General features: G+C 71.4%; 18 protein-coding genes and 2 pseudogenes. 13 read left to right on the top strand and 7 right to left on the bottom strand.

Going from position 1 to position 23,662, the window contains the following annotated elements; translation table 11 throughout:
* The first annotated feature begins 90 nt into the window (after window positions 1-90).
* Both ABT381_RS20155 and ABT381_RS20150 read left to right on the top strand, forming a co-directional pair.
* On the top strand, window positions 91-1,632 hold the full coding sequence (locus ABT381_RS20155; protein WP_467753890.1) for an adenosine deaminase family protein: 1,542 nt from the start codon (window positions 91-93) through the stop codon (window positions 1,630-1,632).
* Window positions 1,633-1,657: 25 nt separating this feature from the next.
* Window positions 1,658-2,446: pseudogene (locus ABT381_RS20150) on the top strand (cytochrome P450); the annotation flags it as partial.
* Window positions 2,447-2,926: 480 nt separating this feature from the next.
* Here ABT381_RS20150 and ABT381_RS20145 read toward each other — a convergent pair.
* The 4 genes from ABT381_RS20145 to ABT381_RS20130 form a co-directional block, all read right to left on the bottom strand.
* Window positions 2,927-3,880 (bottom strand): cytochrome c oxidase assembly protein, encoded by a 954-nt coding sequence (locus ABT381_RS20145; RefSeq protein WP_351595874.1) that lies wholly within the window; start codon window positions 3,878-3,880, stop codon window positions 2,927-2,929.
* A 141-nt stretch (window positions 3,881-4,021) separates the two neighbouring features.
* A complete protein-coding gene (locus ABT381_RS20140) occupies window positions 4,022-5,047 on the bottom strand; it encodes a 6-phosphofructokinase (RefSeq protein ID WP_351595870.1) in 1,026 nt (341 codons plus the stop codon).
* A 256-nt stretch (window positions 5,048-5,303) separates the two neighbouring features.
* Window positions 5,304-6,032 (bottom strand): type 1 glutamine amidotransferase, encoded by a 729-nt coding sequence (locus ABT381_RS20135; protein WP_351595867.1) that lies wholly within the window; start codon window positions 6,030-6,032, stop codon window positions 5,304-5,306.
* A 31-nt stretch (window positions 6,033-6,063) separates the two neighbouring features.
* A complete protein-coding gene (locus tag ABT381_RS20130; RefSeq protein WP_351595864.1) occupies window positions 6,064-7,302 on the bottom strand; it encodes a MurT ligase domain-containing protein in 1,239 nt (412 codons plus the stop codon).
* Window positions 7,303-7,780: 478 nt separating this feature from the next.
* Between ABT381_RS20130 and def the strand changes: the two genes are divergently transcribed.
* Window positions 7,781-8,335, top strand: a complete 555-nt coding sequence (gene def, locus ABT381_RS20125) for a peptide deformylase (protein ID WP_351595861.1) — start codon at window positions 7,781-7,783, stop codon at window positions 8,333-8,335.
* A 125-nt stretch (window positions 8,336-8,460) separates the two neighbouring features.
* Here the strand turns inward: def and ABT381_RS20120 are convergent, their stop codons facing one another.
* Window positions 8,461-9,102, bottom strand: coding sequence for a TetR/AcrR family transcriptional regulator (locus ABT381_RS20120; RefSeq protein WP_351595858.1), 642 nt, complete (start codon window positions 9,100-9,102; stop codon window positions 8,461-8,463).
* A gap of 152 nt (window positions 9,103-9,254) precedes the next feature.
* Between ABT381_RS20120 and ABT381_RS20115 the strand changes: the two genes are divergently transcribed.
* The 7 genes from ABT381_RS20115 to ABT381_RS20085 all read left to right on the top strand — a co-directional run bounded on the left by ABT381_RS20115 (window position 9,255) and on the right by ABT381_RS20085 (window position 17,685).
* Window positions 9,255-10,484, top strand: coding sequence for an acyl-CoA dehydrogenase family protein (locus ABT381_RS20115; RefSeq protein ID WP_351595855.1), 1,230 nt, complete (start codon window positions 9,255-9,257; stop codon window positions 10,482-10,484).
* Between the two features lie 270 nt (window positions 10,485-10,754).
* A complete protein-coding gene (locus ABT381_RS20110; protein WP_351595852.1) occupies window positions 10,755-12,236 on the top strand; it encodes a pentapeptide repeat-containing protein in 1,482 nt (493 codons plus the stop codon).
* Window positions 12,237-12,510: 274 nt separating this feature from the next.
* Entirely contained in the window at window positions 12,511-14,298 is a 1,788-nt protein-coding gene (gene gcl, locus ABT381_RS20105; RefSeq protein ID WP_351595849.1) for a glyoxylate carboligase, read from the top strand.
* Window positions 14,299-14,385: 87 nt separating this feature from the next.
* Window positions 14,386-15,210, top strand: a complete 825-nt coding sequence (locus tag ABT381_RS20100; protein ID WP_351595846.1) for a TIM barrel protein — start codon at window positions 14,386-14,388, stop codon at window positions 15,208-15,210.
* A gap of 49 nt (window positions 15,211-15,259) precedes the next feature.
* A complete protein-coding gene (locus tag ABT381_RS20095) occupies window positions 15,260-16,159 on the top strand; it encodes a 2-hydroxy-3-oxopropionate reductase (protein WP_351595843.1) in 900 nt (299 codons plus the stop codon).
* A gap of 188 nt (window positions 16,160-16,347) precedes the next feature.
* Window positions 16,348-16,962, top strand: coding sequence for a TetR/AcrR family transcriptional regulator (locus ABT381_RS20090; protein WP_351595840.1), 615 nt, complete (start codon window positions 16,348-16,350; stop codon window positions 16,960-16,962).
* Between the two features lie 180 nt (window positions 16,963-17,142).
* Window positions 17,143-17,685, top strand: coding sequence for an SUKH-4 family immunity protein (locus tag ABT381_RS20085; RefSeq protein ID WP_351595837.1), 543 nt, complete (start codon window positions 17,143-17,145; stop codon window positions 17,683-17,685).
* 357 nt (window positions 17,686-18,042) lie between these two features.
* Here the strand turns inward: ABT381_RS20085 and ABT381_RS20080 are convergent, their stop codons facing one another.
* Window positions 18,043-19,134, bottom strand: a complete 1,092-nt coding sequence (locus ABT381_RS20080) for an MBL fold metallo-hydrolase (protein ID WP_351595835.1) — start codon at window positions 19,132-19,134, stop codon at window positions 18,043-18,045.
* 162 nt (window positions 19,135-19,296) lie between these two features.
* Between ABT381_RS20080 and ABT381_RS20075 the strand changes: the two genes are divergently transcribed.
* The 3 genes from ABT381_RS20075 to ABT381_RS20065 all read left to right on the top strand — a co-directional run bounded on the left by ABT381_RS20075 (window position 19,297) and on the right by ABT381_RS20065 (window position 23,126).
* Window positions 19,297-20,973, top strand: coding sequence for a class I adenylate-forming enzyme family protein (locus ABT381_RS20075; protein WP_351595833.1), 1,677 nt, complete (start codon window positions 19,297-19,299; stop codon window positions 20,971-20,973).
* Between the two features lie 77 nt (window positions 20,974-21,050).
* Window positions 21,051-21,566: a GNAT family N-acetyltransferase gene (locus ABT381_RS20070; RefSeq protein WP_351595831.1), complete on the top strand. Its 516-nt coding sequence runs from the start codon at window positions 21,051-21,053 to the stop codon at window positions 21,564-21,566.
* A gap of 519 nt (window positions 21,567-22,085) precedes the next feature.
* Window positions 22,086-23,126 carry an SMODS domain-containing nucleotidyltransferase gene (locus ABT381_RS20065; protein WP_351595828.1) on the top strand — a complete coding sequence of 347 codons (1,041 nt, stop codon included), beginning with the start codon at window positions 22,086-22,088 and terminating at the stop codon, window positions 23,124-23,126.
* Window positions 23,127-23,159: 33 nt separating this feature from the next.
* Here the strand turns inward: ABT381_RS20065 and ABT381_RS20060 are convergent.
* Window positions 23,160-23,662: pseudogene (locus ABT381_RS20060) on the bottom strand (hypothetical protein); the annotation flags it as partial.

Genomic DNA, 23,662 nt, shown 5'->3' with positions numbered 1-23,662 from the left:
GGCCCGTGGCTGTGCCGACCGGGTGGCCTTGGCCGGATCTCGGCCTGTCAGGTCGCACCCGGCCACCCCGCATGCCGAAGATGCACCGTGATCTTCGGCACCCGGCTCCGCAGGAGCGCTTCCGCACCCCGTCCCAAGCCCGGCCTGCGCGCCGTACTGGCCCTCCTGGGCGCCGCCTCCCTGGGCGCGGCGGCCCTGCCCGCCGTACCGGACGCCGCCGCGACACCGCCACCGGCCGGCCGTCCCGCGACCCCCGCCGAGCAGCGCGTCGACGCACGCCTGGACGCCATCCGGCACCACCCACAGGCGCTGCGCGCGTTCATGCAGGCCCTGCCCAAGGGCGGTGACCTGCACAACCACCTCTCCGGCGCGGTCTCCACCGAGCTGCTCGTCCGCCTCGCCGCGCAGGACGGACTGTGCATCGACCGGACCGACACGGCCCTGCCGCCGCCGTGCCGGGCCGGCACCCGGTCCGCCGCCGACACCCGTACCGACCCCGCCTTCCGGCAGCGGCTGATCCGCGCCTGGTCGATGCAGGACCTCCCGCCCGGCGAATCCGGCCACGACCACTTCTTCGCCGCCTTCGGCAAATTCGGCGAGGTCACCAAGCGGCACACCGGTGAACTGCTGGCCGACGTGGCCGGCACCGCGGCCGCCAACCACCAGTCGTACCTGGAGACCATGGTCAGCCCGGCCGGGGCCGCCGCGCGCCGGCTGGCCGCAGACGTCGGGTACGACGCCGACCTCGCCCGGATGCACCGCGCGCTGCTGGCCGGCGGCAAGCTGGACCAAGTGGTGCGCGACGCCCGCCAGGAGGCCGACCGCGCCACGGCCGACTTCCGCCGCACCGCACACTGCGACACCGCCACCCCGGCGCCCGCCTGCCGCGTCACGTACCGCTTCATCTCCCAGGGCACCCGGTCCGCCGCACCCGAGCAGGTCTTCACGCAGCTCGCGCTCGGCATGCGGCTGGCCGAGCACGACCGGCGGTTCGTCGCGGTCAACCTCGTCGCCCCGGAGGACGGCGCCGTCGCCCTGCGCGACTACCGGCTCCACATGCGGATGCTGGACTACCTGCACGGCGTCTACCCCCACGCGCACATCACCCTGCACGCCGGCGAACTCACACCCGGCCTGGTCAAGCCCGCCGACCTGCGCTTCCACATCCGCGAAGCCGTACACACCGGCCACGCCGAGCGCATCGGCCACGGCGTGGACCTGGCACACGAGGACGACGCCGAAGAACTGCTGCGCACCATGGCCCACCACCACATCGCCCTCGAATCACCCCTGACGAGCAACGCCCAGATCCTCGGCGTCAGCGGGGACGCCCACCCCTTCCAGCGCTACCGCCGGGCCGGCGTACCGGTGACCCTCGCCACCGACGACCCCGGGATCTCCCGCACCGACATCAGCCACGAGTACCAGCGCGCCGCGACCACGTACGACCTGAGCTACCCCGAACTGAAGGACCTCGCCCGGACCTCGCTGGAACAGGCATTCCTGCCGGGCCCCGACCTCACCGCCACCCCCAGGACCGGCACCACGATCGGCCTCAAGGCGCGCCTGCAGTGGCGGCTGGAGAGCGCCTTCCACCGCTTCGAACAGCGCGTACTCCGCGGTACGGCCTGACGGCCCCCTGGCCCCCGGAGACCCCATGCCCCCGCCCTCCGTCCCCCTCAAGCCCGTACCCGGACCCCGCGGCCTGCCCCTCCTCGGCAACCTCCCGGCCTTCGGCAGGGACCCCCTGGGCTTCCTCGTACGGCTGCGTGACGAGTTCGGCGACGCGGTGACCTGGTCCCTCGGGCCGCGGCGCAGCCTGTTCCTCTTCCACCCCGCGCACATCGCCGAATTCCTGGCCGCCAGAGAGCGCACCTTCGAGCTCCTGGAGATCGGCTGGGCCTTCAAACAGCTCACCGGCCAGAGCCTCATCCTCAGCAAGGGCGGCGACTGGCGCCGCAAACGGTCCCTCGTCCAGCCCACCGTCCGCCCCCGCCAGGTACGCGGCTACGCCTCCGCCATGGTCGAGTGCGCGCAGGACGCGGCCGGGCAGTGGCGGGACGGCGACCGCATCGACGTACGCCACCAGATGGCGCTGCTCACCCAGCGCATCGTCCTGCGCACCCTGTTCGGCAACGACCTCGGCGACCGGACCGGGGAACTCAGCGAGGCGATGGCCGTCGCCGAACACCACATCGGCGCCGAACTGCGGAACATGACCCTCTTCCTGCCGGGCTGGATCCGCACCCCGGGCCGGCGCCGCCTGCTCCGGGCCATCGCCACCATCGACGCCGAGGTGCACCGGCTGATCCGCGCGCGGCAGCGGCGCGGCGACACCGAGGACCGCGACGACCTGCTGAGCAGGCTCCTGGCGGCCCGCGACGAAGCGGGCCGGCCGCTGACCGCCGCTGAGGTGCGCGACGAGGCCGCCACCCTGTGGGCCGCCGGGCACGAGACGCTTCGCCCAGGTCGAGGCCGCACTCCTGCTCGCCACCCTCGCCCAGCGGTGCCACCTCGACGTGGCACCCGCCGACCCGGACCCACGCGTCGGCCTGCTGCTCCAGCCGGCCGCGCCCTTGCAGGCGACCGTGCGGCGCCTCCGATCCCTCCCGTAGGCGGGGAGGCGGTCACCACCGCTTCCCGGCCACCACCCCGACCGTCACCAGGGCCAGCACCACCCACGCGAACCAGAGCCAACCGCTGCTGCCCACCGCCACCGTGTACGCCGTGGCCAGGATCAGCCCGCCCACCGTGCACCCTGCCATCGCCTTAGCCGATCCGGGCATCCTGGCATCCTCCTCACGGCGGCCCGTACGGGGATATGCCACGGGCCGCGGCCTTGGGGACATGTTCCCCGGCCGCGGCCCGCACCGCCAGCTTTCGCCGGATTCCGCCTCGCCCGCCCGACTCCCGGACCGAGTCCGCGTCAGCCCTGGCCGCGCGCGTTCAGCGACGCGAGATAGGCGTTGTACGCCGCCAGCTCCTTGTCGCCGTCCCGGTCGGCGGCCCGGTCCATCCGTACCGACTGCCGCTTCTCCGTCGTGTACCACTGGAAGACCAGCGCGATCAGCACCAGCACCGACGGGATCTCACTGAAGGCCCAGGCGATGCCGCCCGCCGCCTGCTGATCCGCGAGCGCGTCGACGCCCAGCGAGGCCGGCGGGTGCTGGAACGTCTTCACCATCGTCTCCGACGCCATCATCAGCGCGATGCCGAAGAACGCGTGGAACGGCATGCCCGCGAACAGCTCCAGCATCCGCATCACATAGCCGGGACGGTGCGGACCCGGATCCACACCCATGATCGGCCAGAAGAACACCAGCCCCACGGCCAGGAAGTGCACCATCATCGCGATGTGCCCGGTCCGCGACTCCATCAGGAAGTCGAAGAGCGGCGTGAAGTAGAGCGCGTACAGGCTCGCGATGAACAGCGGGATCGTGAACGCCGGATGCGTGATGATCCGCATGTACCGACTGTGCAGCAACGCCACCAGCAGCTCGCGCGGGCCCTTGCGGCCGCGGCCCGCGGTCGGCAGCGCCCGCAGCGTCAGCGTCACCGGCGCGCCGAGCAGCAGCAGAATCGGCGACAACATGCTGATCACCATGTGCTGCACCATGTGCACGCTGAACATGGCCATGCCGTAGTCGTTCAGCTTCGTGCACATCACCAGGGCGACCGTCAGCACGCCCACGACCCAGGCCACGATCCGGCTCACCGGCCAGCTGTCGCCGCGCCGCCGCAGCCGCACCACGGCCCAGCCGTACAGCGCCAGCCCCAGCAGGCATCCGACGAGGAAGAAGGCGTCGCCGCCGAACTCCAACCCGCGCCCCAGCGTGAACGGCGGCAGATCCATCATCATGCCGTGCCCGCTGTGATCCATCCGCTCGCTCCTGATTCGCACCAATGCTCCGCGACCAGCCTAGAGCCGCCCCCGGCACGGACGGTGACCGGGGGCGGCTCCTGAGCGCTGTGCCGTACGCGGTGCGGCGAGAGCCCGAGCGCCGTGTCGTACGCGGTGCGACTACAGCACGCACTCCACCTCGTCGTACCGGTCGCCCGGCACGGTCTTCAGCGTCTCGACGGCCTCCGCCAGCGGCACCAGCGTGATGTCCGTACCGCGCAGCGCGGTCATCATCCCGAAGTCGCCGCGGTGCGCCGCCTCCACCGCGTGCCACCCGAAGCGGGTCGCGAGCACGCGGTCGTACGCGGTCGGAGTGCCGCCGCGCTGCACGTGGCCCAGGATCACCGCGCGGGCCTCCTTGCCGAGCCGGTCCTCCAGCTCGACGGCCAGCTGCCGGGCGACGCCCGCGAAGCGCTCGTGCCCGTACGCGTCCTTGCCGCCGACCTCGAAGTCCATCGAGCCGGCCTGCGGCTTCGCGCCCTCCGCCACGACGACGATCGCGAACTTCTTGCCCGCGTCGAAGCGCGCCGCGACCCGCTCCGACAGCTCGTCGATGTCGAAGGGGCGCTCGGGCACGACGATGGCGTGCGCGCCGGCCGCCATGCCCGAGTGCAGCGCGATCCAGCCGGTGTGCCGGCCCATGACCTCGACGATCAGCACCCGCTGGTGCGACTCGGCGGTGGTCTTGAGCCGGTCCAGCGCCTCGGTCGCCACGCCGACCGCCGTGTCGAACCCGAAGGTCAGATCGGTCGACGAGATGTCGTTGTCGATGGTCTTCGGCACGCCGACGATCGGCAGCCCGGCGTCCGACAGCAGCCGGGCCGCCTTCAGCGTGCCCTCGCCGCCGATCGGGATGATCGCGTCCAGACCGAGGTCGGCGACGTGGCCGCGGGCCCGCTCGACGCCGTCCCGCAGATGCGCGGGCTGCACGCGCGAGGAGCCGAGGATGGTGCCGCCACGGGCCAGGATGCCGCCGACCGCGTCCAGGTCGAGCTTGCGGTAGTCGCACTCCAGCAGGCCGCGCCAGCCGTCGCGGAAGCCGATGACGTCATCGCCGTGGTCGGCGACGGCGCGGTGCACGACGGAGCGGATGACGGCGTTCAGACCGGGGCAGTCGCCTCCGGAGGTGAGTACACCAATACGCATTGCTCGTAGAACCTCTGCAACTCAACCGGATGACCGGACCCCGTCGTCCGGTTGGGATGTCGTCACCCTACAAGCGCGCGGCACATGAACGCGCGCGTGCCCGCAGTGCGGGACTGCGGGCACGCAAAAACGCTGTTATCCGGCCAAGCCGTTACGGGCACATCGACGGCTCCCCGATCGTTACCCCTGTATCAAGGGGGGCCCAAGTGGCGGAACGTCACGGCGGCCGACGTGCTCATGCCGGCCGCCGTGACAGTCACGCCGGCTGCGTAGCCGCCGCGATGCGCTCCTGGCGCAGCGCCTCGTACCAGTGGTCGCTCACCGGCGGCAGCGCGTTGACGTCCAGCGCCAGCTTGATCAGCAGGTCGGCGATGTGCGGGTTACGGGCCATCACGGGCCCGTGCATGTACGTACCGAAGACGGTGTCGTTCCACGCGCCCTCGTAGCCGTCCCCCACGCCGTTGCCGTTGCCGAATCGTACCTTCGCGAACGGGCGGGCGGTCTGCCCGAGGTGGGTGACGCCCTGGTGGTTCTCGAAGCCGGTCAGCGGCGGGAGGTTGAGCTCCGGGTCGATGTCGCCCAGTACGTCACCGACGCACCGCTCGCCCTCACCGCGGGTGCTCACCACGTCCAGCAGCCCGAGCCCCTGCTCGCGCTCGCCCAGGTCGTTGATGAACTCGTGGCCCAGGATCTGGTAACCGGCGCACACCGAGAAGACGATCGCGCCATTGGCGACCGCCCGGTTCAGACCGCCGTCCCGGCGCAGCCGCTCGGCCGCGAGCCGCTGCGGCCGGTCCTCGCCGCCGCCGATCAGGTAGATGTCGCCCGAGGTGGGGATCGGCTGGTCGGAGCGGACGTCCAGGCGCTGGACGTCGAGGCGGCGCTGCCGCGCCCGGCGCTCCACCACCAGTGCGTTGCCCTGGTCCCCGTACGTGCTCAGCAGGTCCGGGTAGATCCACACCAGACGCAGGCTGTTGTCACTCATGCTTGCTCGTCCTTGTCCGTTGCGGATCGGGTCAGTTGCCCACGCGGCGGCGCAGGTCCTGGAAGGCGGTGTAGTTGGCGATGACCTCGATACGCCCCGGCGGTGCCTTCCGTACGGCCTCGTCGGCGTCCTCGCACACCTGGAACTCCAGGCCCGCGACCTCCAGCCGGACCGCGAGGTCCAGCTTGCGGTCGCCGATCACGAAGATCGGGTGGCCGGCGAGCCGGGTGTAGTCGACGTCCCAGAGCCAGGAGGTGTCCGTACCGTCGGCGCCGCGGGCGTTGACGGACAGGATCACCGGCGTCGGCGGCGGGTCGATCAGCGAGAACGTCTCCAGCCAGCCGGCCGGGTTCTTCGCCAGCAGCAGCCGCAGCTCGCGGTCGAGGAAGGAGACCACGTCGTACCGGCCCGCGACCGCCTGGACGGAGTACATCCGCTCCAGGGCGACCTGCGGGGGCACGCCGAAGGCGGCGGCCACCGCGGCCGAGGTCGTGGCGTTGGCCTTGTTCGCGCGGCCGGGCAGCTGGAGCTTGATCGGCCAGGCCGAACCGTGCGGGTCCAGCACGTGGTCGCCGGAGAGCGCCCAGCTCGGCGTCGGGCGGCGGAAGCCGCACTCGCCGCAGAACCAGTCGTCGCCGGGGCGCTGCATCACGCCGCCGCACGACGGGCAGGACCAGGCGTCGTCCTTCCACTCCTGGCCCGCCGCGACCCATACGACATTGGCGGACGAGGAGGCCGCCCAGACGATCAGCGGGTCATCCGCGTTGGCGACGACGAGCGCCTTGGAACCGGCCAGCCCCTCGCGCCACTGCTCCGCCAGCATGCGGGTCTCGGCGGCGCGGTCGAGCTGGTCACGCGAAAGGTTGAGCAGCGCGATGGCCTTGGGGGTGACGTCGCGGGCGACGCCGGCGAGGTACTTCTCGTCGACCTCGATGACGCCGTACCGCGCGTCCGAACCCCCGGCCAGCGCCGAGGTGATGCCGGCCGGCATGTTCGCGCCGAGCGCGTTGGAGACGACGGGGCCGCTGGCCCGCAGCGCCTCCGCGATCAGCCGGGTCGTGGTGGTCTTGCCGTTGGTCGCGGACACCAGGACCACGTCCAGGTGCTGGGCGAGCCGGGCCAGCAGGTCGGGGTCGAGCCTGAGCGCGACCTTGCCACCGATCACCGATCCGCTGCCGCGGCCCACCGCGCGCGACGCCGCCGCCGCGGCCCTGCCCGCCGTCACGGCCAGCTTGGCCCGCGGCGACAGCGGGTCCGTGTTGCCTGCCATCGTCCTAGATCCTCCTTGCATCCGGCGCCCTCCTGCCCCCGGGGCCGCCGGTGGAACGCCCCTCCGTACCGGCCCGGCCGGCCGGGAGGCTGTGGTTGGGGATCAGCCTATCGATTTCCGCGCCGGGGCCCGAACCAGACCACCCGTGAGGGGGGTGTGGAGGTGACGTTTCGGCTCTCGGGCCCCCCTTGTACTGGGGAACGCTCGAGCGGCTGATGTGGTGCCCGGTAGTGGTGGATGTGGTGCTCGGTAGCGGCTGATGTGGTGCCCGTAGTGGTTGATGTGACGTCCGGCAGTGGTTGATGTGGTGCCCGGTCCGCCGCCGTACAGGGCTGCCGTACGGGGTTGCCGTACAGCGCCGCTGCACCGGGAGCGACGACCGGGCCGGCGCCCGGCGCCCGGCGATCCGGCGGGCCGGCCGGGCCGCTGCCCGGACCGCAACGCCGCTGGTCGTCGGCCGGAACGTACTCTTGCCCCCATGCGACACCGCTCCATCCCCGGCAGTTCCGGCCGCGTCCGCCCCATGCGGCTGCTCGGCGACCCGACCCTGCACGCGCCGTGCGAGGAGGTCACCGACTTCGGGCCGGCGCTGGCGCGGCTCGTGGAGGACATGTTCGCGACGATGTACGCGGCGCGGGGTGTCGGCCTCGCCGCGAACCAGATCGGCGTCGCGCAGCGGGTGTTCGTCTACGACTGCCCGGACGACGAGGACGTCCGCCACCTCGGACACGTGGTCAACCCCCGGCTCGTGGCGGTGGACGGCGAGGTCCTGCGCGGCCCCGAGGGCTGCCTGTCGCTGCCCGGGATCGAATCCGGTACGCCGCGCCACGACGAGGCGGTGGTCGAGGGCGTCACGGTGGACGGGGAGCCGCGCCGGATCTCCGGTACCGGCTTCTTCGCCCGCTGCCTGCAGCACGAATGCGACCACTTGGACGGCGGCCTGTACGTCGACCACCTCACCGGCCTGCGCCGCCGCCGCGCACTGCGGGCTGCCGCGAAGGCACCGTGGGCGGGCCGGACGGTGGCGGGCTAGCGGGTACTGCCCGTACTGCCGTGGTTCAGAACCCCGGGCGGGTCGGGCACCACCTCAGCCACTCGAGCGTTCCCCAGTACAAGGGGGGCCGGAAGGCGAAACGTCACCTCCGGCCCGGCCCGGGCCTAGAACCCCGGGCCGCCCGGGCGGTCGCCCGCCGCTGCGAGTCGGCCCCACAGCAGGTCCGCGAGATGCTGTACCAATTGCGCTCGCGAACACGGCTGCTCGCGCAGCCACCAGTCGCCGGCCGCGTGCATCATCCCGACGATGCCATGGCCCCACACCCGCGCCAGCTCGTCGCCGACCGGCCCCAGGTCCACCCGCTCGGCGATGACCTGCGCGAGCTCCTCGCCCATCCGCCGCAGCAGGGGAGCGGAGTGCCGGCCGACGTCGAAACCGCTGTCCGGCGTCTGGCCCTCGTCGGACGGATGCATCAGGAAGCGGTAGACCTGCGGCCTGGCCTCGATGGCCGAGAGGTAGGTGTCGAGCGTGGCCTCGACCCGCTCCCTTCGTGCCACGGGGGAGTCCAGCGCGGCCCGCAGGCCGGCGAGGAGAGCGTCGGTGTGGCGTACGGCGAGTGCGCGGTAGAGGCCGCCCTTGTCGCCGAAGTGCCGGTAGAGGATCGGCTTGGTGATCCCGGCCTCGGCCGCGATCGCGTTCATCGACGCCTCGGGGCCGTCCCGGAGGACCACGCGGTCCGCGGCCTCCAGCAGCTCGCGTCGTCGGCGCTCACTGGCTGTGCGGCGGCTCTCCTGTGTCATTTCCATCGTCCGGCTCCCCGCCCTGTGGTGACTTCGTGCTGTTCGCGCAACGTAACACCCTGTCCATTGGGCGGGAGATATCGGTCGCTGAGGTTGACAGTGCTTACTCGTGAGTAACAGACTGCTGTTACCGCAAGTAACGCACTGCTGGAGGGGTCATGGCCGAGTTCATCATGGAACTCAACGACGAGCAGAAGGAAGTCCGGGACTGGATCCATGGATTCGCCGCGGACGTCATGCGCCCCGCCGCCGCCGAGTGGGACGAGCGCGAGGAGACCCCCTGGCCGGTGATCCAGGAAGCGGCCAAGATCGGAATCTACTCGCTCGACTTCTACGCCCAGCAGTACTTCGACCCCACGGGCCTCGGCATCCCCATGGCCATGGAGGAGCTGTTCTGGGGCGACGCGGGCATCGCCCTGTCGATCGTCGGCACCGGCCTGGCCGCCGTCGGCGTCCTCGCCAACGGTACCGAGGAGCAGATCGGCACCTGGATCCCGCAGATGTACGGCGATGTGAACGACGTCAAGGTCGCCGCCTTCTGCTCCTCCGAGCCCGACGCCGGCTCGGACGTCGCCTCGATGCGGACCCGGGCCGTCTACGACGAGGCCAAGGACGAGTGGGTGCTGAACGGCACCAAGACCTGGGCGACCAACGGCGGCATCGCCAACGTCCACGTCGTCGTCGCGGTCGTCGACCCGGAGCTGGGCTCCAAGGGCCACGCCTCCTTCATCATCCCGCCGGGCACCCCCGGCCTCGCCCAGGGCCAGAAGTTCCAGAAGCACGGCATCCGCGCCTCGCACACCGCCGAGGTCGTCCTGGAGGACGTCCGCGTCCCCGGCAGCTGCCTGCTCGGCGGCAAGGAGAAGCTGGACGAGCGCATGGCCCGCGCCCGCGAGCGCGCCAAGGCGGGCGGCGGCGAGCGAGTGAAGAACGCCGCGATGGCGACCTTCGAGGCGTCCCGCCCGGCCGTCGGTGCGATGGCGGTCGGCACCGCCCGCGCCGCGTATGAGGAAGCGCTCGAATACGCCAAGACCCGCGAGCAGTTCGGCCGCCCGATCATCGACAACCAGGGCGTCGCCTTCCAGCTCGCCGACATGCGTACGTCGATCGACGCGGCCCGGCTGCTGGTCTGGCGCGCCTCCTGGATGGCGGTCAACGGCAAGCCCTTCACCGCCGCCGAGGGCTCCCAGTCCAAGCTCTTCGCGAGTGAGACCGCAAAGAAGGTCACGGGTCAGGCCATTCAGATCCTGGGCGGCAATGGCTTCACCCGCGAGTACCCCGTCGAGCGCATGCACAGGGATGCCGCGATCTACACGATCTTCGAGGGTACGAGCGAGATCCAGCGCCTGGTGATCGCACGGACGCTGGCGGGCATGCCGATCCGCTGACGCTTCTCGCAACGGGCCGGTACGCAACGTGCGCTGCGTACCGGCCCGTTGCGCTGTGGTGGCCGTGCTGATCGGATCACCGGCATGGACACGACTCCGACTCCGACTCCACCGGATTGGGATCTCTGCCGGTTCGGGGCCTCCGCGGACGATCCGGTCGGATGCCGGGGCAGCCGGGCGGGCGCCCGGTGCCTCGCACATCTCGAACCCGCCGAGCGCGAGGCGTACTTGGCGGGTCTGGGGCCCGGTTCCGATCTGGACTGTCGCGGGGTGACGTTGCCCCCCTGGCTGTTCGCGGACTTACTGGGCCGCTTGGGCGGCGACGACGGGCGGCCCGTCGTGGGCTCCGCGTCCTTTCACCGGGCGCGTTTCCCGGAAACCGTGGATTTCGCGGGAGCCCGCTTCCGTGATGATGCGGTATTCGAAGGGGCGCGCTTCGACTCCGGCGTCACCCTCGACGGGGCAAGGTTCGAGAAAGGTGCCTGGTTCAACGGGTCCCGCTTTTCTCGTATCGCTTCGTTCGGGGGAGTGAGTTTCGCCGAGGACGCGGGGTTCGAAGGCACGGAATTCGACGGTGCGGCGTGGTTCGGCGGATGCCGGTTCGACGGCATGGCGTGGTTCGGCAATGCGGTGTTCCGGCGCGATGTGAGCTTTATGCGGGCGGTCTTCGCGGCGTCCTGGCGAGGGCCTGTGATATGCCGGGAAACGCTTCGGCTGACCGATGCAGAATTCCGTAACGCCCTGCAGATTTCCGTGCTGGCGGCGGGGATCGATGCCCGTTCCGCGCTTTTCGAGGGGGCCGTCGCGCTGCGCGCACGATGGGCGACAATCGACCTCACCGATGCCGTACTGCTGTTCCCGAGCTCGGTGGCGACCGACCTCTCCACGCCTCGCCGCCCCGGCGAAGAGCCCCTCTCTGCCGCCCACGACATCGAGGTCTCCATTGCCTCGATCCGCGGAGTCGACGCCGCCATGCTGCTGCTCAGCGACGTGGATCTGACCCATTGCCGTTTCTCCGGCGCACACCACCTCGACCAGCTGAGATTCGAAGGGAAATGGCGGCTCTCCGCCGCGCCCCGAGGCGTCCAGTGGGGCCGGGGAATTCCCCGCTGGTGCACCAAGCGCCAGATCATCGAGGAAGAGCGGCAATGGCGCACGCTGCCCCGTCGCCGCCATGCGGCGCGGCACGCCTGGGGCGATCCGCCGGAGTCGCCGGACGGCGTACCGGGACTCGCCACGCTCACCACGACCTACCGCCAGCTCCGTAAAGCACGCGAGGACGCGAAGGACGAGCCGGGCGCGGCGGATTTCTATTACGGCGAAATGGAGATGCGCCGGTACAGTCACGGGCGGCGCAAGGCGGAGCGCTGGCTGCTGCAGGCGTACTGGCTGCTCTCCGGGTACGGCCTGCGGGCCTCCCGCGCCCTCGTCGGGCTCGGCCTCGCGATGGCGGCCACGGTCGTGCTGATGATGGCGTACGGCCTGCCGGACACGCCCGCGCGCGACTATCCGGCGAGCGCCGGCGTCATCGGGAAACGGCATCCGGAGCTCCAGCGGCCCTTTCTGGACCGGTTCACGGGGGAGCGCGCGGAGAAGGCCGCCGACGTGGTCATCCACTCCGTGGTCTTCCGCGCCAGTGGGCAGAATCTGACCACCGCCGGTACGTACATCGAGATGGTGTCCCGCCTTTCCGAGCCGGCCCTCCTCGGCCTCGCGGTGCTCGCCGTCCGCGGCCGCATCAAGCGCGGCTGACCCTCCCGCGCCGCCGCCCGACGCCCGCCGCCCTCCCTCCCACGCCCTCCCCGGCCCAGTAGCCGAGGAGGGCGTCGTGCTGTCCGGTCGCGCCCCGGCTGAAGGACGCACCTCGGCTGAAGGGCGCGGTCCGGTCTTGACGGCTGCCGCGTCTCGCTCTACTTTCGTCTTCCATAAAGCAAAACAACTTTTCCAAGATACGGAAAACGTCACTTCCGGGCCTCACGCCGGAACGTGTCCGCTTCCTGACAGGCCGACGACGCAGGAGTACTCGATGCCTCGTATGACCGCCGCTCGTGCGGCAGTGGAGATCCTCAAGCGCGAGGGCGTGACCAACGCCTTCGGCGTGCCGGGTGCGGCGATCAACCCCTTCTACGCGGCCCTGAAGGCCGGCGGCGGCATCCAGCACACGCTCGCCCGCCACGTGGAGGGCGCGTCCCACATGGCCGAGGGGTACACCCGTACCCACGCGGGCAATATCGGTGTCTGCATCGGTACGTCGGGCCCCGCCGGCACCGACATGATCACCGGCCTGTACTCCGCGATCGGTGACTCCATCCCGATCCTGTGCATCACCGGCCAGGCGCCCACCTCGGTGCTCCACAAGGAGGACTTCCAGGCCGTCGACATCGCCTCGATCGCCAAGCCGGTCACCAAGGCCGCGACCACGGTCCTGGAGGCCGCGCAGGTCCCCGGCGTCTTCCAGCAGGCGTTCCACCTGATGCGGTCGGGCCGCCCGGGCCCGGTCCTGATCGACCTGCCGATCGACGTCCAGCAGACCGAGATCGAGTTCGACCCCGAGACGTACGAGCCGCTGCCCGTCTACAAGCCCCTCGCGACCCGCGCCCAGATCGAGAAGGCCCTCTCGATGCTGAACGAGGCCGAGCGGCCGGTGCTGATCGCCGGTGGCGGCGTCATCAACGCCGACGCCTCCGACCTGTTCGTGGAGTTCGCGGAGCTGACCGGCATCCCGGTCATCCCGACCCTGATGGGCTGGGGCGTCCTGCCCGACGACCACGAGCTCAATGCCGGCATGGTCGGCCTGCAGACCTCGCACCGCTACGGCAACGAGAACTTCCTGGCGTCCGACTTCGTCCTCGGCATCGGCAACCGCTGGGCCAACCGCCACACCGGTTACAAGATGGACGTCTACCGCAAGGGCCGGAAGTTCATCCACGTCGACGTCGAGCCGACCCAGATCGGCAAGATCTTCGCCCCGGACTACGGCATCGCCTCCGACGCGAAGGCGGCGCTGGAGCTCTTCGTCGAGGTGGCGAAGGAGATGAAGGCCGCGGGCAAGCTGCCGGACCGCGGCGAGTGGGCCGCCTCCACCCAGGAGCGCAAGGCCACCCTGCAGCGCCGCACGCACTTCGACAACATCCCGATGAAGCCGCAGCGCGTGTACGAGGAGATGAACAAGGCGTTCGGGCCCGAGACCCGCTACGTCACCACCATCGGCCTCTCCCAGATCGCCGGCGCGCAGATGCTGCATGTCTACAAGCCGCGCCACTGGATCAACTGCGGCCAGGCCGGCCCGCTCGGCTGGACCATCCCGGCCGCGCTCGGCGTCGCCACCGCCGACCCGGACGCGCAGGTCGTCGCGCTCTCCGGCGACTACGACTTCCAGTTCATGCTGGAGGAGCTGGCCGTCGGCGCGCAGCACCGCATCCCGTACGTCCACGTCCTCGTCAACAACTCCTACCTGGGCCTGATCCGTCAGGCGCAGATCGGCCTGGACATCAACTTCCAGGTCAACCTGGAGTTCGAGAACATCAACTCCCCGGAGCTGGGCGTCTACGGCGTCGACCACGTCAAGGTCGCCGAGGGCCTGGGCTGCAAGGCGATCCGCGTCACCGACCCGAGCGAGCTGGGCGCCGCCTTCGAGCAGGCCAAGAAGCTCGCCGCCGAGCACCGCGTGCCGGTCGTCGTCGAGGCGATCCTGGAGCGGATCACCAACATCGCGATGAGCAAGACCGCGGACATCAGCGATGTCACGGAGTTCGAGGAGATCGCCACCGAGCCGTGGCACGCGCCGAGCGCGATCTCGCCGCTGAAGAGCTGACGCCGACGGGCCTCCCGCCTGCGCCCCGTACGCGGGAGGCCCGGCCCCCGCCCCCTGTCGTCCGCACCGGAAGGAAGGCCATCCCTCATGGGCTTCACCGACGCCCGTTACGCCGTCAACCTGTCGATCCTCTTCACCGAACTGCCGCTGCTGGAGCGCCCCGCGGCGGCGGCCGCCGCCGGCTTCACCGAGGTCGAGCTGTGGTGGCCGTGGGTCGACGCGCCGGTTCCCGAGCAGTCCGAACTGGACGCGCTGCGGCACGCGCTGAACGACGCCGGCACCCAGCTGATCGGCCTGAACTTCTACGCCGGACAGCTGCCGGGCCCCGACCGCGGCGCCCTCTCCGTCCCCGGCGAGGAGTCCGACAAGTTCCGCGCCAACATCGACGTCGCCGCCGACTTCGCGCAGTCGGTCGGCTGCAAGGCCCTCAACGCGCTCTACGGCAACCGCGTCGACGGCGTGGACCCCCAGGTCCAGGACACCCTGGCGCTGGAGAACCTGGTACTCGCGGCCCGCGCCGCCGACCGCATCGGCGCGACGCTGCTGATCGAGGCGCTCAACGCCACCGAGTCGCCGCGCTGCCCGATCGTCTCGGCACCGAAGGCCATCGAGATCGTCGACAAGGTCAACGCGGCCACCGGGCTCGGCAACGCCACGTTCCTGATGGACCTGTACCACCTGGCCATGAACGGCGAGGACCTCAACGAGGTCATCGACGCCTACGCGGACAAGACCGGGCACGTGCAGATCGCCGACAACCCCGGACGCGGCGCGCCCGGCACCGGCGACCTGCCGCTGGCGGACCTGCTCGGTCGTCTGAAGAAGGCCGGTTACGACGGCTGGGTGGGCCTGGAGTACAAGCCCGGCGACCGCCCCAGCTCGCAGGCGTTCGGCTGGCTCTACAGCGCCTGACCGTCCTCATACCGTCCCCATTTTTCCCCTGGAAAGGATCACACTCTCCATGAGCAGCAACCTCCCCAAGATCGCGTGGATCGGCCTGGGCATCATGGGCTCCCCGATGGCGGAGAACCTGATCAAGGCCGGCTACTCCGTCACCGGCTTCACCCTTGAGCAGGACAAGCTCGACCGGCTGGCCAAGGCCGGCGGCACCGCGGCCGCGAGCATCGCCGAGGCCGTCCGCGACGCCGATGTCGTGCTCACCATGGTCCCGGCCTCCCCGCAGGTCGAGGCCATCGCGTACGGCCCCGACGGCATCCTGGAGAACGCCAAGTCCGGCGCGCTGCTGATCGACATGTCCTCGATCACCCCGCAGACCTCCATCGACCTGGCCAAGAACGCCGCCGAGAAGGGCATCCGCGTCCTGGACGCCCCGGTCTCCGGCGGCGAGGCCGGCGCCATCGAGGCCGTGCTGTCCATCATGGTCGGCGGTGACCAGGCCGACTTCGACACCGCCAAGCCGCTGTTCGACGCGCTCGGCAAGACCATCGTGCTGTGCGGCCCGCACGGCTCCGGCCAGACGGTCAAGGCCGCCAACCAGCTCATCGTCGCCGTCAACATCCAGGCGTGCGCCGAGGCCGTGGTCTTCCTGGAGAAGTCCGGCGTCGACCTCGCCGCCGCCCTGGACGTCCTCAACGGCGGCCTGGCCGGCTCCACCGTGCTGAGCCGCAAGAAGGACAACTTCAAGAACCGCGACTTCAAGCCCGGCTTCCGCATCGACCTGCACCACAAGGACATGGGCATCGTCACCGACGCCGCCCGTACCGTCGGTGCCGCGCTGCCCGTCGGCGCCGTCGTCGCGAACCTTGTGGCCTCGCTCCGCGCCCAGGGCGACGGCGGCCTGGACCACTCGGCCCTCCTGCGTGGCGTCGAGCGCCTCTCGGGCCAGCAGGTCAAGGACTGACACCTGAGGGAGTCCCCCGACCGAGGAGCGCCGTCCGGATCCGTCCGGGCGGCGCTCCGTCGTGCGTTGCGGCTGTGTACGGCCGGATACGCCTTCGGTACGGCTGCGCTGCACCACCGTACGGCTGCGTACACTGAGCCAACGTTCGTTCAGTCAGGTTCGGTCATGCGGTCAACGGGAGGACCCAGGTGGGTGCGGTGCGGCCTGCGGGCCAGAAGGCCATCCTCGATGCCGCCCGGTACGAGTTCGCCGAGCGCGGCTACGGCGCGGCGTCCATCCGCGGCATCGCGCGGCGGGCCCGGGTCAGCCTCTCCGCGATGTACCACTACTACGCGGGCAAGCAGGAGCTGCTGCACGCCCTGCTGGACGAGAGCAGCGCCCAGTACTTCGCCTCCTGCGAGGCCGAGCAGGCGCGGGCCGGGACGGACGCGGGGGAGCGGCTGGCCGCCCTGGTGCGGGCCACCGTCCGTTACCGCGCCCAGCACCGGCTGGAGAGCAGCCTGCTGCTGACCGAGTGGCGCCACCTCTCCGAGGGCCGGCTGAAGGAGGCGCGGCAGCGGCAGTACGACGGCTCGCGGCTGTTCCACGAAGTGGTCGACGCGGGCGTGGCACAGGGCGTGTTCCGTACGCCGCATCCGGAGGACGCCCGGCGCGGCGTGATCGCGATGTGCAATGCGGTGGCGCAGTGGTACAGCGCGGGCGGTGACGTCGGCGTCGGTGAACTGGCCGAGCGCTACGTCGAGTTGGCGCTCGTACTGGTCGAGTACCGGCCGGCCGGCAGTCTCCCGCGCCGGTCCGGCTGACCCGCGGCGGTGGGTGCCCGGCCGGTGGTCGGCCACCCGCTCTTAACGACCGTTCAATTCTCTTTCCCGCCCCGGTCTGCTCCTTCGCGCCGCGCCGCGTGGTCAGATGTCCGACTCGCCGGACGGTTGTTCCCGGTAGAGTCCCGCCGCGTGCGGTCAGCCGTGGGGGGAGGGGCTCCTGTGCCGAAATACGAAGAGCTGGTGGCGTGGGCCGGTGCCGGACAGGTCGTCCGGGCCGATCCGGACGCCGTGGCGAAGTGGCGGATACCGGACCGCCAGAAGGCGTTACTGGTGACCACCGGGATACCGGTGGTGGACAATCTCATCGGCACGGCGTGCTTCCAGCACGAGCCCGAACCGCAGCTGCGCACCCGCGACGGCCGGCTCCTGTACCGGCTGACGCAGAACGCGCACGGCCGCCGTTCGCCCGCGCTGACCTGGGCGTTCGGCGTCGATCCCGACTCCGGTGCGGTGTACTACGTACTGCCCGACGGCGAGGCGTGGTTCGCCAACTCCTCGATAGAGCTGTGGCTGCGCACGCTGCACCACTACGGGCTGCACGTGAGCCGCTCGGCGGTCCTGAACGACCCGAACGGCGATGAGGGCGCCGCGGTGGCCGAGCTGGGGCGGCTGGCGGTGCAGCTGAAGGCCATCGACCCGCCGGCCTTCGACGGGTTCGTGGGCTACATCTGGGTGGAGTTCCTGGAGAGATGGCTCTGGTGACGGCCGCCGATCAGTCTCGGACCTTTACCGGTCTCTTTGCGTCGAGTTCCCGGCGGGTGTCCTGTCGTCGCTGCGGTGGGCGGACGCCGGACTGCCGCCGGACCGCCGTCGGCCGTTCACTCACTCACCCGCGCCGACCAGCGGCGTTCCACGACGATTGGGCCGCGCCCGGCCGGTGCGCGGCAGGTACGGCAGCGCAACGCGCTTGTGCCCGTGAGGCCCGTGACAGGTGTGCAACTCGTGTGCCGGATGCGCCATTTCCGCCGCAGCCCAGGCCGACGTGGTACGGCGGCCCGATCCTGTGCGGCGCCCTCTCTGGACACGGTCTCCATGCAGCCGTAAGTTAACGATCGTTCGTCATCGCCTAGGGGCAGCCGGCGTCCAGCGCGCTGGCCGACGCGGGCCCCCGGGCTGTTCCGGCCCGCCCGCGTGCTCGGTGATCTCCCCGCGGGCCGCGAGCAGTTTGAGGTGGGCGAGCGTCTCGCCGAGCGCGAAGCGGCGCTGCTGAAGGCCGAACTCCTGCCAGCTGCGCGACCACTTGAGGTGCGCGGCCAGCTCCCACGCGGTGCTGCCGGGCGCCGCGGTGACCGCGGCCAGGGTCTCCGCGAGCCGCTCGGTGTGGTGTCGAGCGATGTACGCGAGCCGCCGGTCCAGCTGCCGGAAGCGGTACTCGTGCGCGGGCAGCACCTCGGCCACGTCGTAGCCGGTCAGCTTGTCCAGCGAGCGCAGGAAGTCCGCGAGCGGGTCGCCGACGCTCTGCAGGAGGTACCCGATCGAGGGCGTGATCCGCGGCAGTACGTGATCGCCGGAGAACAGCAGCTGCCGGTCGGGGTCGTAGAAGCAGGAGTGGCCGGGGCTGTGGCCGGGCGTCCAGACGACCCGCAGGTCAAGGCCGGGGAGGGCGATGCGCTCGCCGTCCCGGAGGAGGACGTCCGGGCGCGGGGCGCGGAACAGCCGGTCGGGGTCCATCATGTCGGCGGTGGCGTCCGCGTCGGTGCCGGACATGCCGTGCTCCGTCAGGTGCCCGACGTACCCGTGCCGCCACTTGTCGTACGTGTCGAGCTCCGGGCGCATCGCATGGGCGTCCAGCTCGTGCAGCGCGACGTACGCGCCGGAGGCGTCGCGGACCCGGCCCGCCAGGCCCAAGTGGTCGGCGTGGTTGTGGGTGACCAGCACGGCCTTGACGTCGCGGATGTCGTAACCGATGGCCGTCAGCCCGTCGTTGAGTGCCTGCCACGAGACGTCGGCGTCCCAGCCCGCGTCGACGAGCGCGAGGCCGCCACGCACCTCCAGCGCGTAGACCAGGACGTACCGCAGCGGGTTGTCCGGAATGGGGACGGGGAGGGACCACAGGCCGTCCCGGACGCGTTCGACGGGCGGCAGCACACCGTCCTGCCAGGCCCGCCACTGCACGGTGCCGGTGATCTCGGCTGTTGCGTCGGCTGTCACAGGAAGTTCCGTCCCTTCGACTTCCGACCCCTGGACAGAGGTCGTGGCGCCGCCTTAGCTTAACGATCGTTCGCCAATATGTGACCTCCGCGCTCGTGTTGTCCCTCACGCCCTCCCGTAGCCGTCGTCCGCAGACACCGGCACCCCCCGAGGAGTCGCCCCATGCCGCGTACCGCACTGGACTACCCGCCCCTGCCCGTCGGCGCCGTGCTCGCCGGGGCCGCGCGGCGCTATCCCGACCGGCTCGCGCTGACCGACGGGCGGGAGAGCCTGACGTACGCCGAGCTGTACGACCGGGCGCTGCGGTTCGCGCGCGGCCTGCACGAGCACGGCATAGCCCCCGGCGAGACCGTGCTGCTGATGATCCCCAACTGCCCGTGGTTCCCGGTCGCGTACTGGGGCACGCTGCTGGCCGGCGCGGTCGTCAGCCCCACGAACCCCGCGCAGCCCGCGGCCCCGCTGGCCGCGCAGCTCGCCGATTCGGACGCCCGCGCGGTGATCGCCTACGCGGGCGCGCTGCCGTCCGTGTACGCCGCCGACGCACCCGGCGTGCGCTTCACCGCCGTCGTACCGGCTCCCGGCGGACCGGGCACCCCCGGTGAACCGGGGCCGGTCACCGTCCCCGAGCCCCCGGCCGGCCGTACCGTCCTCGCCGCCGACGAGCTGCTGACGTACGGCAGGGCCGAGCCCGCGCGGCGGCGCCCGGAGGATCTGGCGCACCTCGCGTTCACCGGCGGCACCACCGGCCGGTCGAAGGCGGTCCGCGTGCTGCACCGCAACGTGATCGCCAACGCCGCCCAGACCGTCTGGGTACGGGCCGCCGGACGGCTGCGGGAGGCGGACGGCGTGCTCGACGTGGTCCGCGACGAGGCGGTCGCGACGCCCCACCAGTCCGTCCCCGGCACCGAGTCGACGATCTCCGTGGCCCCGCTCTTCCACGCGATGGGCCTGGTCGGCATGGTCGCGCACACCGTCATCGGCACCACGGCCGTGCTGCACACCCGCTTCGACCCCGCCCGCTTCCTCGACGACCTCGAGGCCCACCAAGTGGGCATGGTCGGCGGCTCGCCCACGATGTACCGGGCCCTGCTGGCCTCCCCGGCGAGCGCCGGGCGCCGCCTGAAATGCGTACGCAACATCAACTCCGGTGCCGCGCCCATGGACCCCGGGACCCGGCAGCGGCTCACCGAACTCTTCCCGGACGCGCTGTTCAGCGAGGGCTACGGGCTCACCGAGGCGACCATGGCGCTGGCCATGTGGCCGCTGGACGCCGCCGCCGGGACGCCGCACGGCACGGTCGGCGTCGCGCTCCCGGACACCGAGCTGTCCATCCGCGACCTGCTCGACCCCGAGCGCGAACTGCGGGTGGGGGAGACCGGTGAGCTGTGGGCGCGCGGCCCGCAGGTCACCGACGGGTACCAGGGCCACCCGGAACTCACCGCCGAGCAGTACGCCGACGGCTGGCTGCGCACCGGTGACATCGGGCGGCTGGACGAGCGGGGCCACCTCTTCCTGTCGGGGCGCGCCAAGGACATGCTCATCTACAAGGGGTACAACGTCTATCCGCTGCACCTGGAGGACATCCTGGCCGGGCACCCGGCGGTGGCGGCGGCCGCGGTGATCGGCGCGCCCGCGGCGGACGCGGGGGAGATCCCCGCCGCCTATGTGGTCCTGCGGAACGGCACGGCGGCGACGGCGGAGGAGCTGATGGCGTACGTCGCCGAGCGCGTCGCCCCGTACCAGCGGGTGCGCGAGCTGTACTTCACCGACGCGCTGCCGGTCTCGGCGGCGGGCAAGGTGCTCAAGACCGCGCTGCGCGAGCGGCACGCCGCCCAGTAGCCCCGGGCGTCCGGAAGATCGCGGTCGCCGGGCCGCACCGGTGCGGTGGCGGGGCCCGGCCGCTAGCGTCATGGCGTATGCAGACGACTCTGTACGGCGTCGACGTGGTACTGCGCCCCGCCACGGCGGACGACATCCCCGTCCTGGCCGCGATCCGGGGCGAGCCCGAGGTGTACGCGCGATGGCGCGGCGGGAAGGACCTGGAGGCCGAGGTCGCCGATGACCTCGCCTCGCCCGGGAAGTACACGTACGCGATCGAGTACGCGGGCCGGATCATTGGCGCGATCCAGTGGTCGCAGGAATCGGATCCGGACTATCGGCACGCGAATATCGACATCTATCTGACGGCGGCGCTGCACGGCCGGGGGCTGGGCACCGACGCGGTGCGCACGCTGGCGCGGCACTTGCTGACGGAGCGTGGTCACCACCGGATCACGATCGATCCGGCGGCGGACAACGAGGCGGCGATCCGCAGCTATCGGAAGGCCGGCTTCCGGCCGGTCGGGATCATGCGCCAGTACGAGCGCGGACCCGACGGCACCTGGCACGACTCGCTTCTGCTGGACCTGTTGGCAGCGGATCTCCCGAACTGAGCGGTGTCGGCGGTCCGCCGGAGGGGTATGTCGCCGGGACGACTCTGGCATATGCCAGAAGGTCGCTGCCGCTGTCGGATGCGGTCGCGATGGCAACAGGGCGTGAAACAGGTGCTGTCGGAGGTGGACGAGAAAGGGGGAATTAAGTTCATCATCGATCAGGACGAGCTCTTTCGCGGTGCTCCACGACAGATATATGCGTAGTTGAATGGAGTGCCGCGCGTTCGCCCGGGAGGTGCGGCCGCCCGGACGGACCGGTGTGCGCACGGAGGGAACCGGAACCCGTCGTGCGGGAGTGGCACGGAGTGGCACAAGACAACTCGCCGCGGCTTGTCCGGTCGTCGGCCGGCGTCGGAGAGGAACGATTTTTCCCATGCATGATGTGACACGTTCGACCCCTTCCGCTGAAACGATTCCCCGCTACGCTCGCTCCTCCCCGGACGTACCCGGCACCGCCGCGGACGCCCAACCGGAATGCCCCCTCGTCCCGTTGCTGTCGAGAGAAACGAGCCCCTCGCGATGACCTACACCGCCAGGACCGCATTCGGCGACTTCGACCAGGCTCTCGCCCTGGAACCCGGCCGCTACGAGAGGGCCCGTCGCCGGCACCGCCAGATCACCGCGGCGCTGAAGAACGCGGGCCTGATCGAAAGCAGCTGCCTCCAGGGCAGCTTCGCCCGGAAGACCCGCATCGCCCCGCTGGACGACATCGGCATGGTCATGGTCTTCCACCGGCGCTTCGCCCGCCTCGTCAAGCGCCCCGGCGGCGCCGCCGACGCCATGGCGATGCTCTGCGACACGGTCACCGAGGCGTTCCCCGGCTCCCGCTTCGGCGACGAGGACCGCACCTCCCGCGCCCTCCAGGTCACCTTCGCCGACCTGGACGTGACCTTCGGCCTGACCCCGGCCCTCGCCGACCCGCGCTGCACCGACCTGCTCACCGCCAACTGGGAGCGGGACACCTGGGAGCGCTCGACGGTCCGCACGCTCAACCGCGTCATCGGCCGGCACGACCACGCCACCGACGGCCGCTTCGTCCACCAGGTCCGCATGGTCAAGTCGTTAAGGGGTGGCCACCCCGTACTGCGCGAGACCCGCGGCCTCCTGTGGGAGGCGCTGGCCTACGAAGCCGTCTCCGGACCCCGGCAGCACACCGACGCGATCGCCACCACCCTCGCGCACGCCGCGCAGGCCGTCACCGGCCCCGTCCTGGACCCCACCGGCTCCCAGGACCTCACCGCCGACTGGACCGGGGCACAGCGCACGGCTCGCGCCGAGGTGCTGGCCGCACTGGCCGCGCAGGCCGCCGAGGCCCGCCGCCGGGAGCAGGCCGGCGACCACACCGGCGCGATCGGGCTCTGGCACGGCGTGTTCGGCGCGCCCTTCCCGTCCGCGGCCGACGCCCACCGCGCCGAGACGGCCGGCGGCACCGGACACCGCGCGACCCGCCGGCGCAGCGCCCCCAGCCCGCGCGCCCGCTCCTTCAGCCCCTTCATGAGCCGCCCGGTGACCTGGTCGGTCTTCGCCGGTACGACGAGGACGGCGCCGCCGGCGAGTTGAGACGCGCCCGCCGGCCGGCTGTGGACCGCTGTCTCAGCCGTTCCGCAGATGCGCGCACCGGGGCGCGGCCGCGTGCACGGCCGCGGTGTCCGGCGCCGGAGCCGGCGCGGCCACCAGGGCCAGGTCGTTGGCGTCGGTGAAGTACGGACGGACCCGCGCGCGGGCCGCGCCCTCACCGCGGTACGCCGACGGATGGGTGTCGATGTCCTTGCGCGCGACGATGTCCCCGCCGATCCGCCCGATGCGTACGGCCGTGCCGCCCGGCAGCACCAGCCGCAGGTCCCAGAACTCCCGCTCCCGCGGCGCCGACCCGGCCACCCGCCCGGTGAAGTCCTCGTGCGGCAGCAGACAGCAGAACCGGCCGGTGCCCAGCTCCGTCGTGGGCAGCCGCAGCACCGTCGGCCGCGTGCCGCGGCGCGTCGCCGTCACCACCGCCTCCGCCGCCGGCTCCGCGCCCAGCAGCTGCGCCTCGACGTAGGTGACCGAAGGGCCGACCGCGACCCACACCGCCTCCGCGTGCGCGGCGCGCTGCCACA

The sequence above is a fragment of the Streptomyces sp. NPDC000151 genome, from assembly GCF_040301705.1.
Taxonomy (GTDB): domain Bacteria; phylum Actinomycetota; class Actinomycetes; order Streptomycetales; family Streptomycetaceae; genus Streptomyces.
Note: the sequence above shows the minus strand (reverse complement) of the source record. Positions and strands in the feature narration are given on the sequence as shown.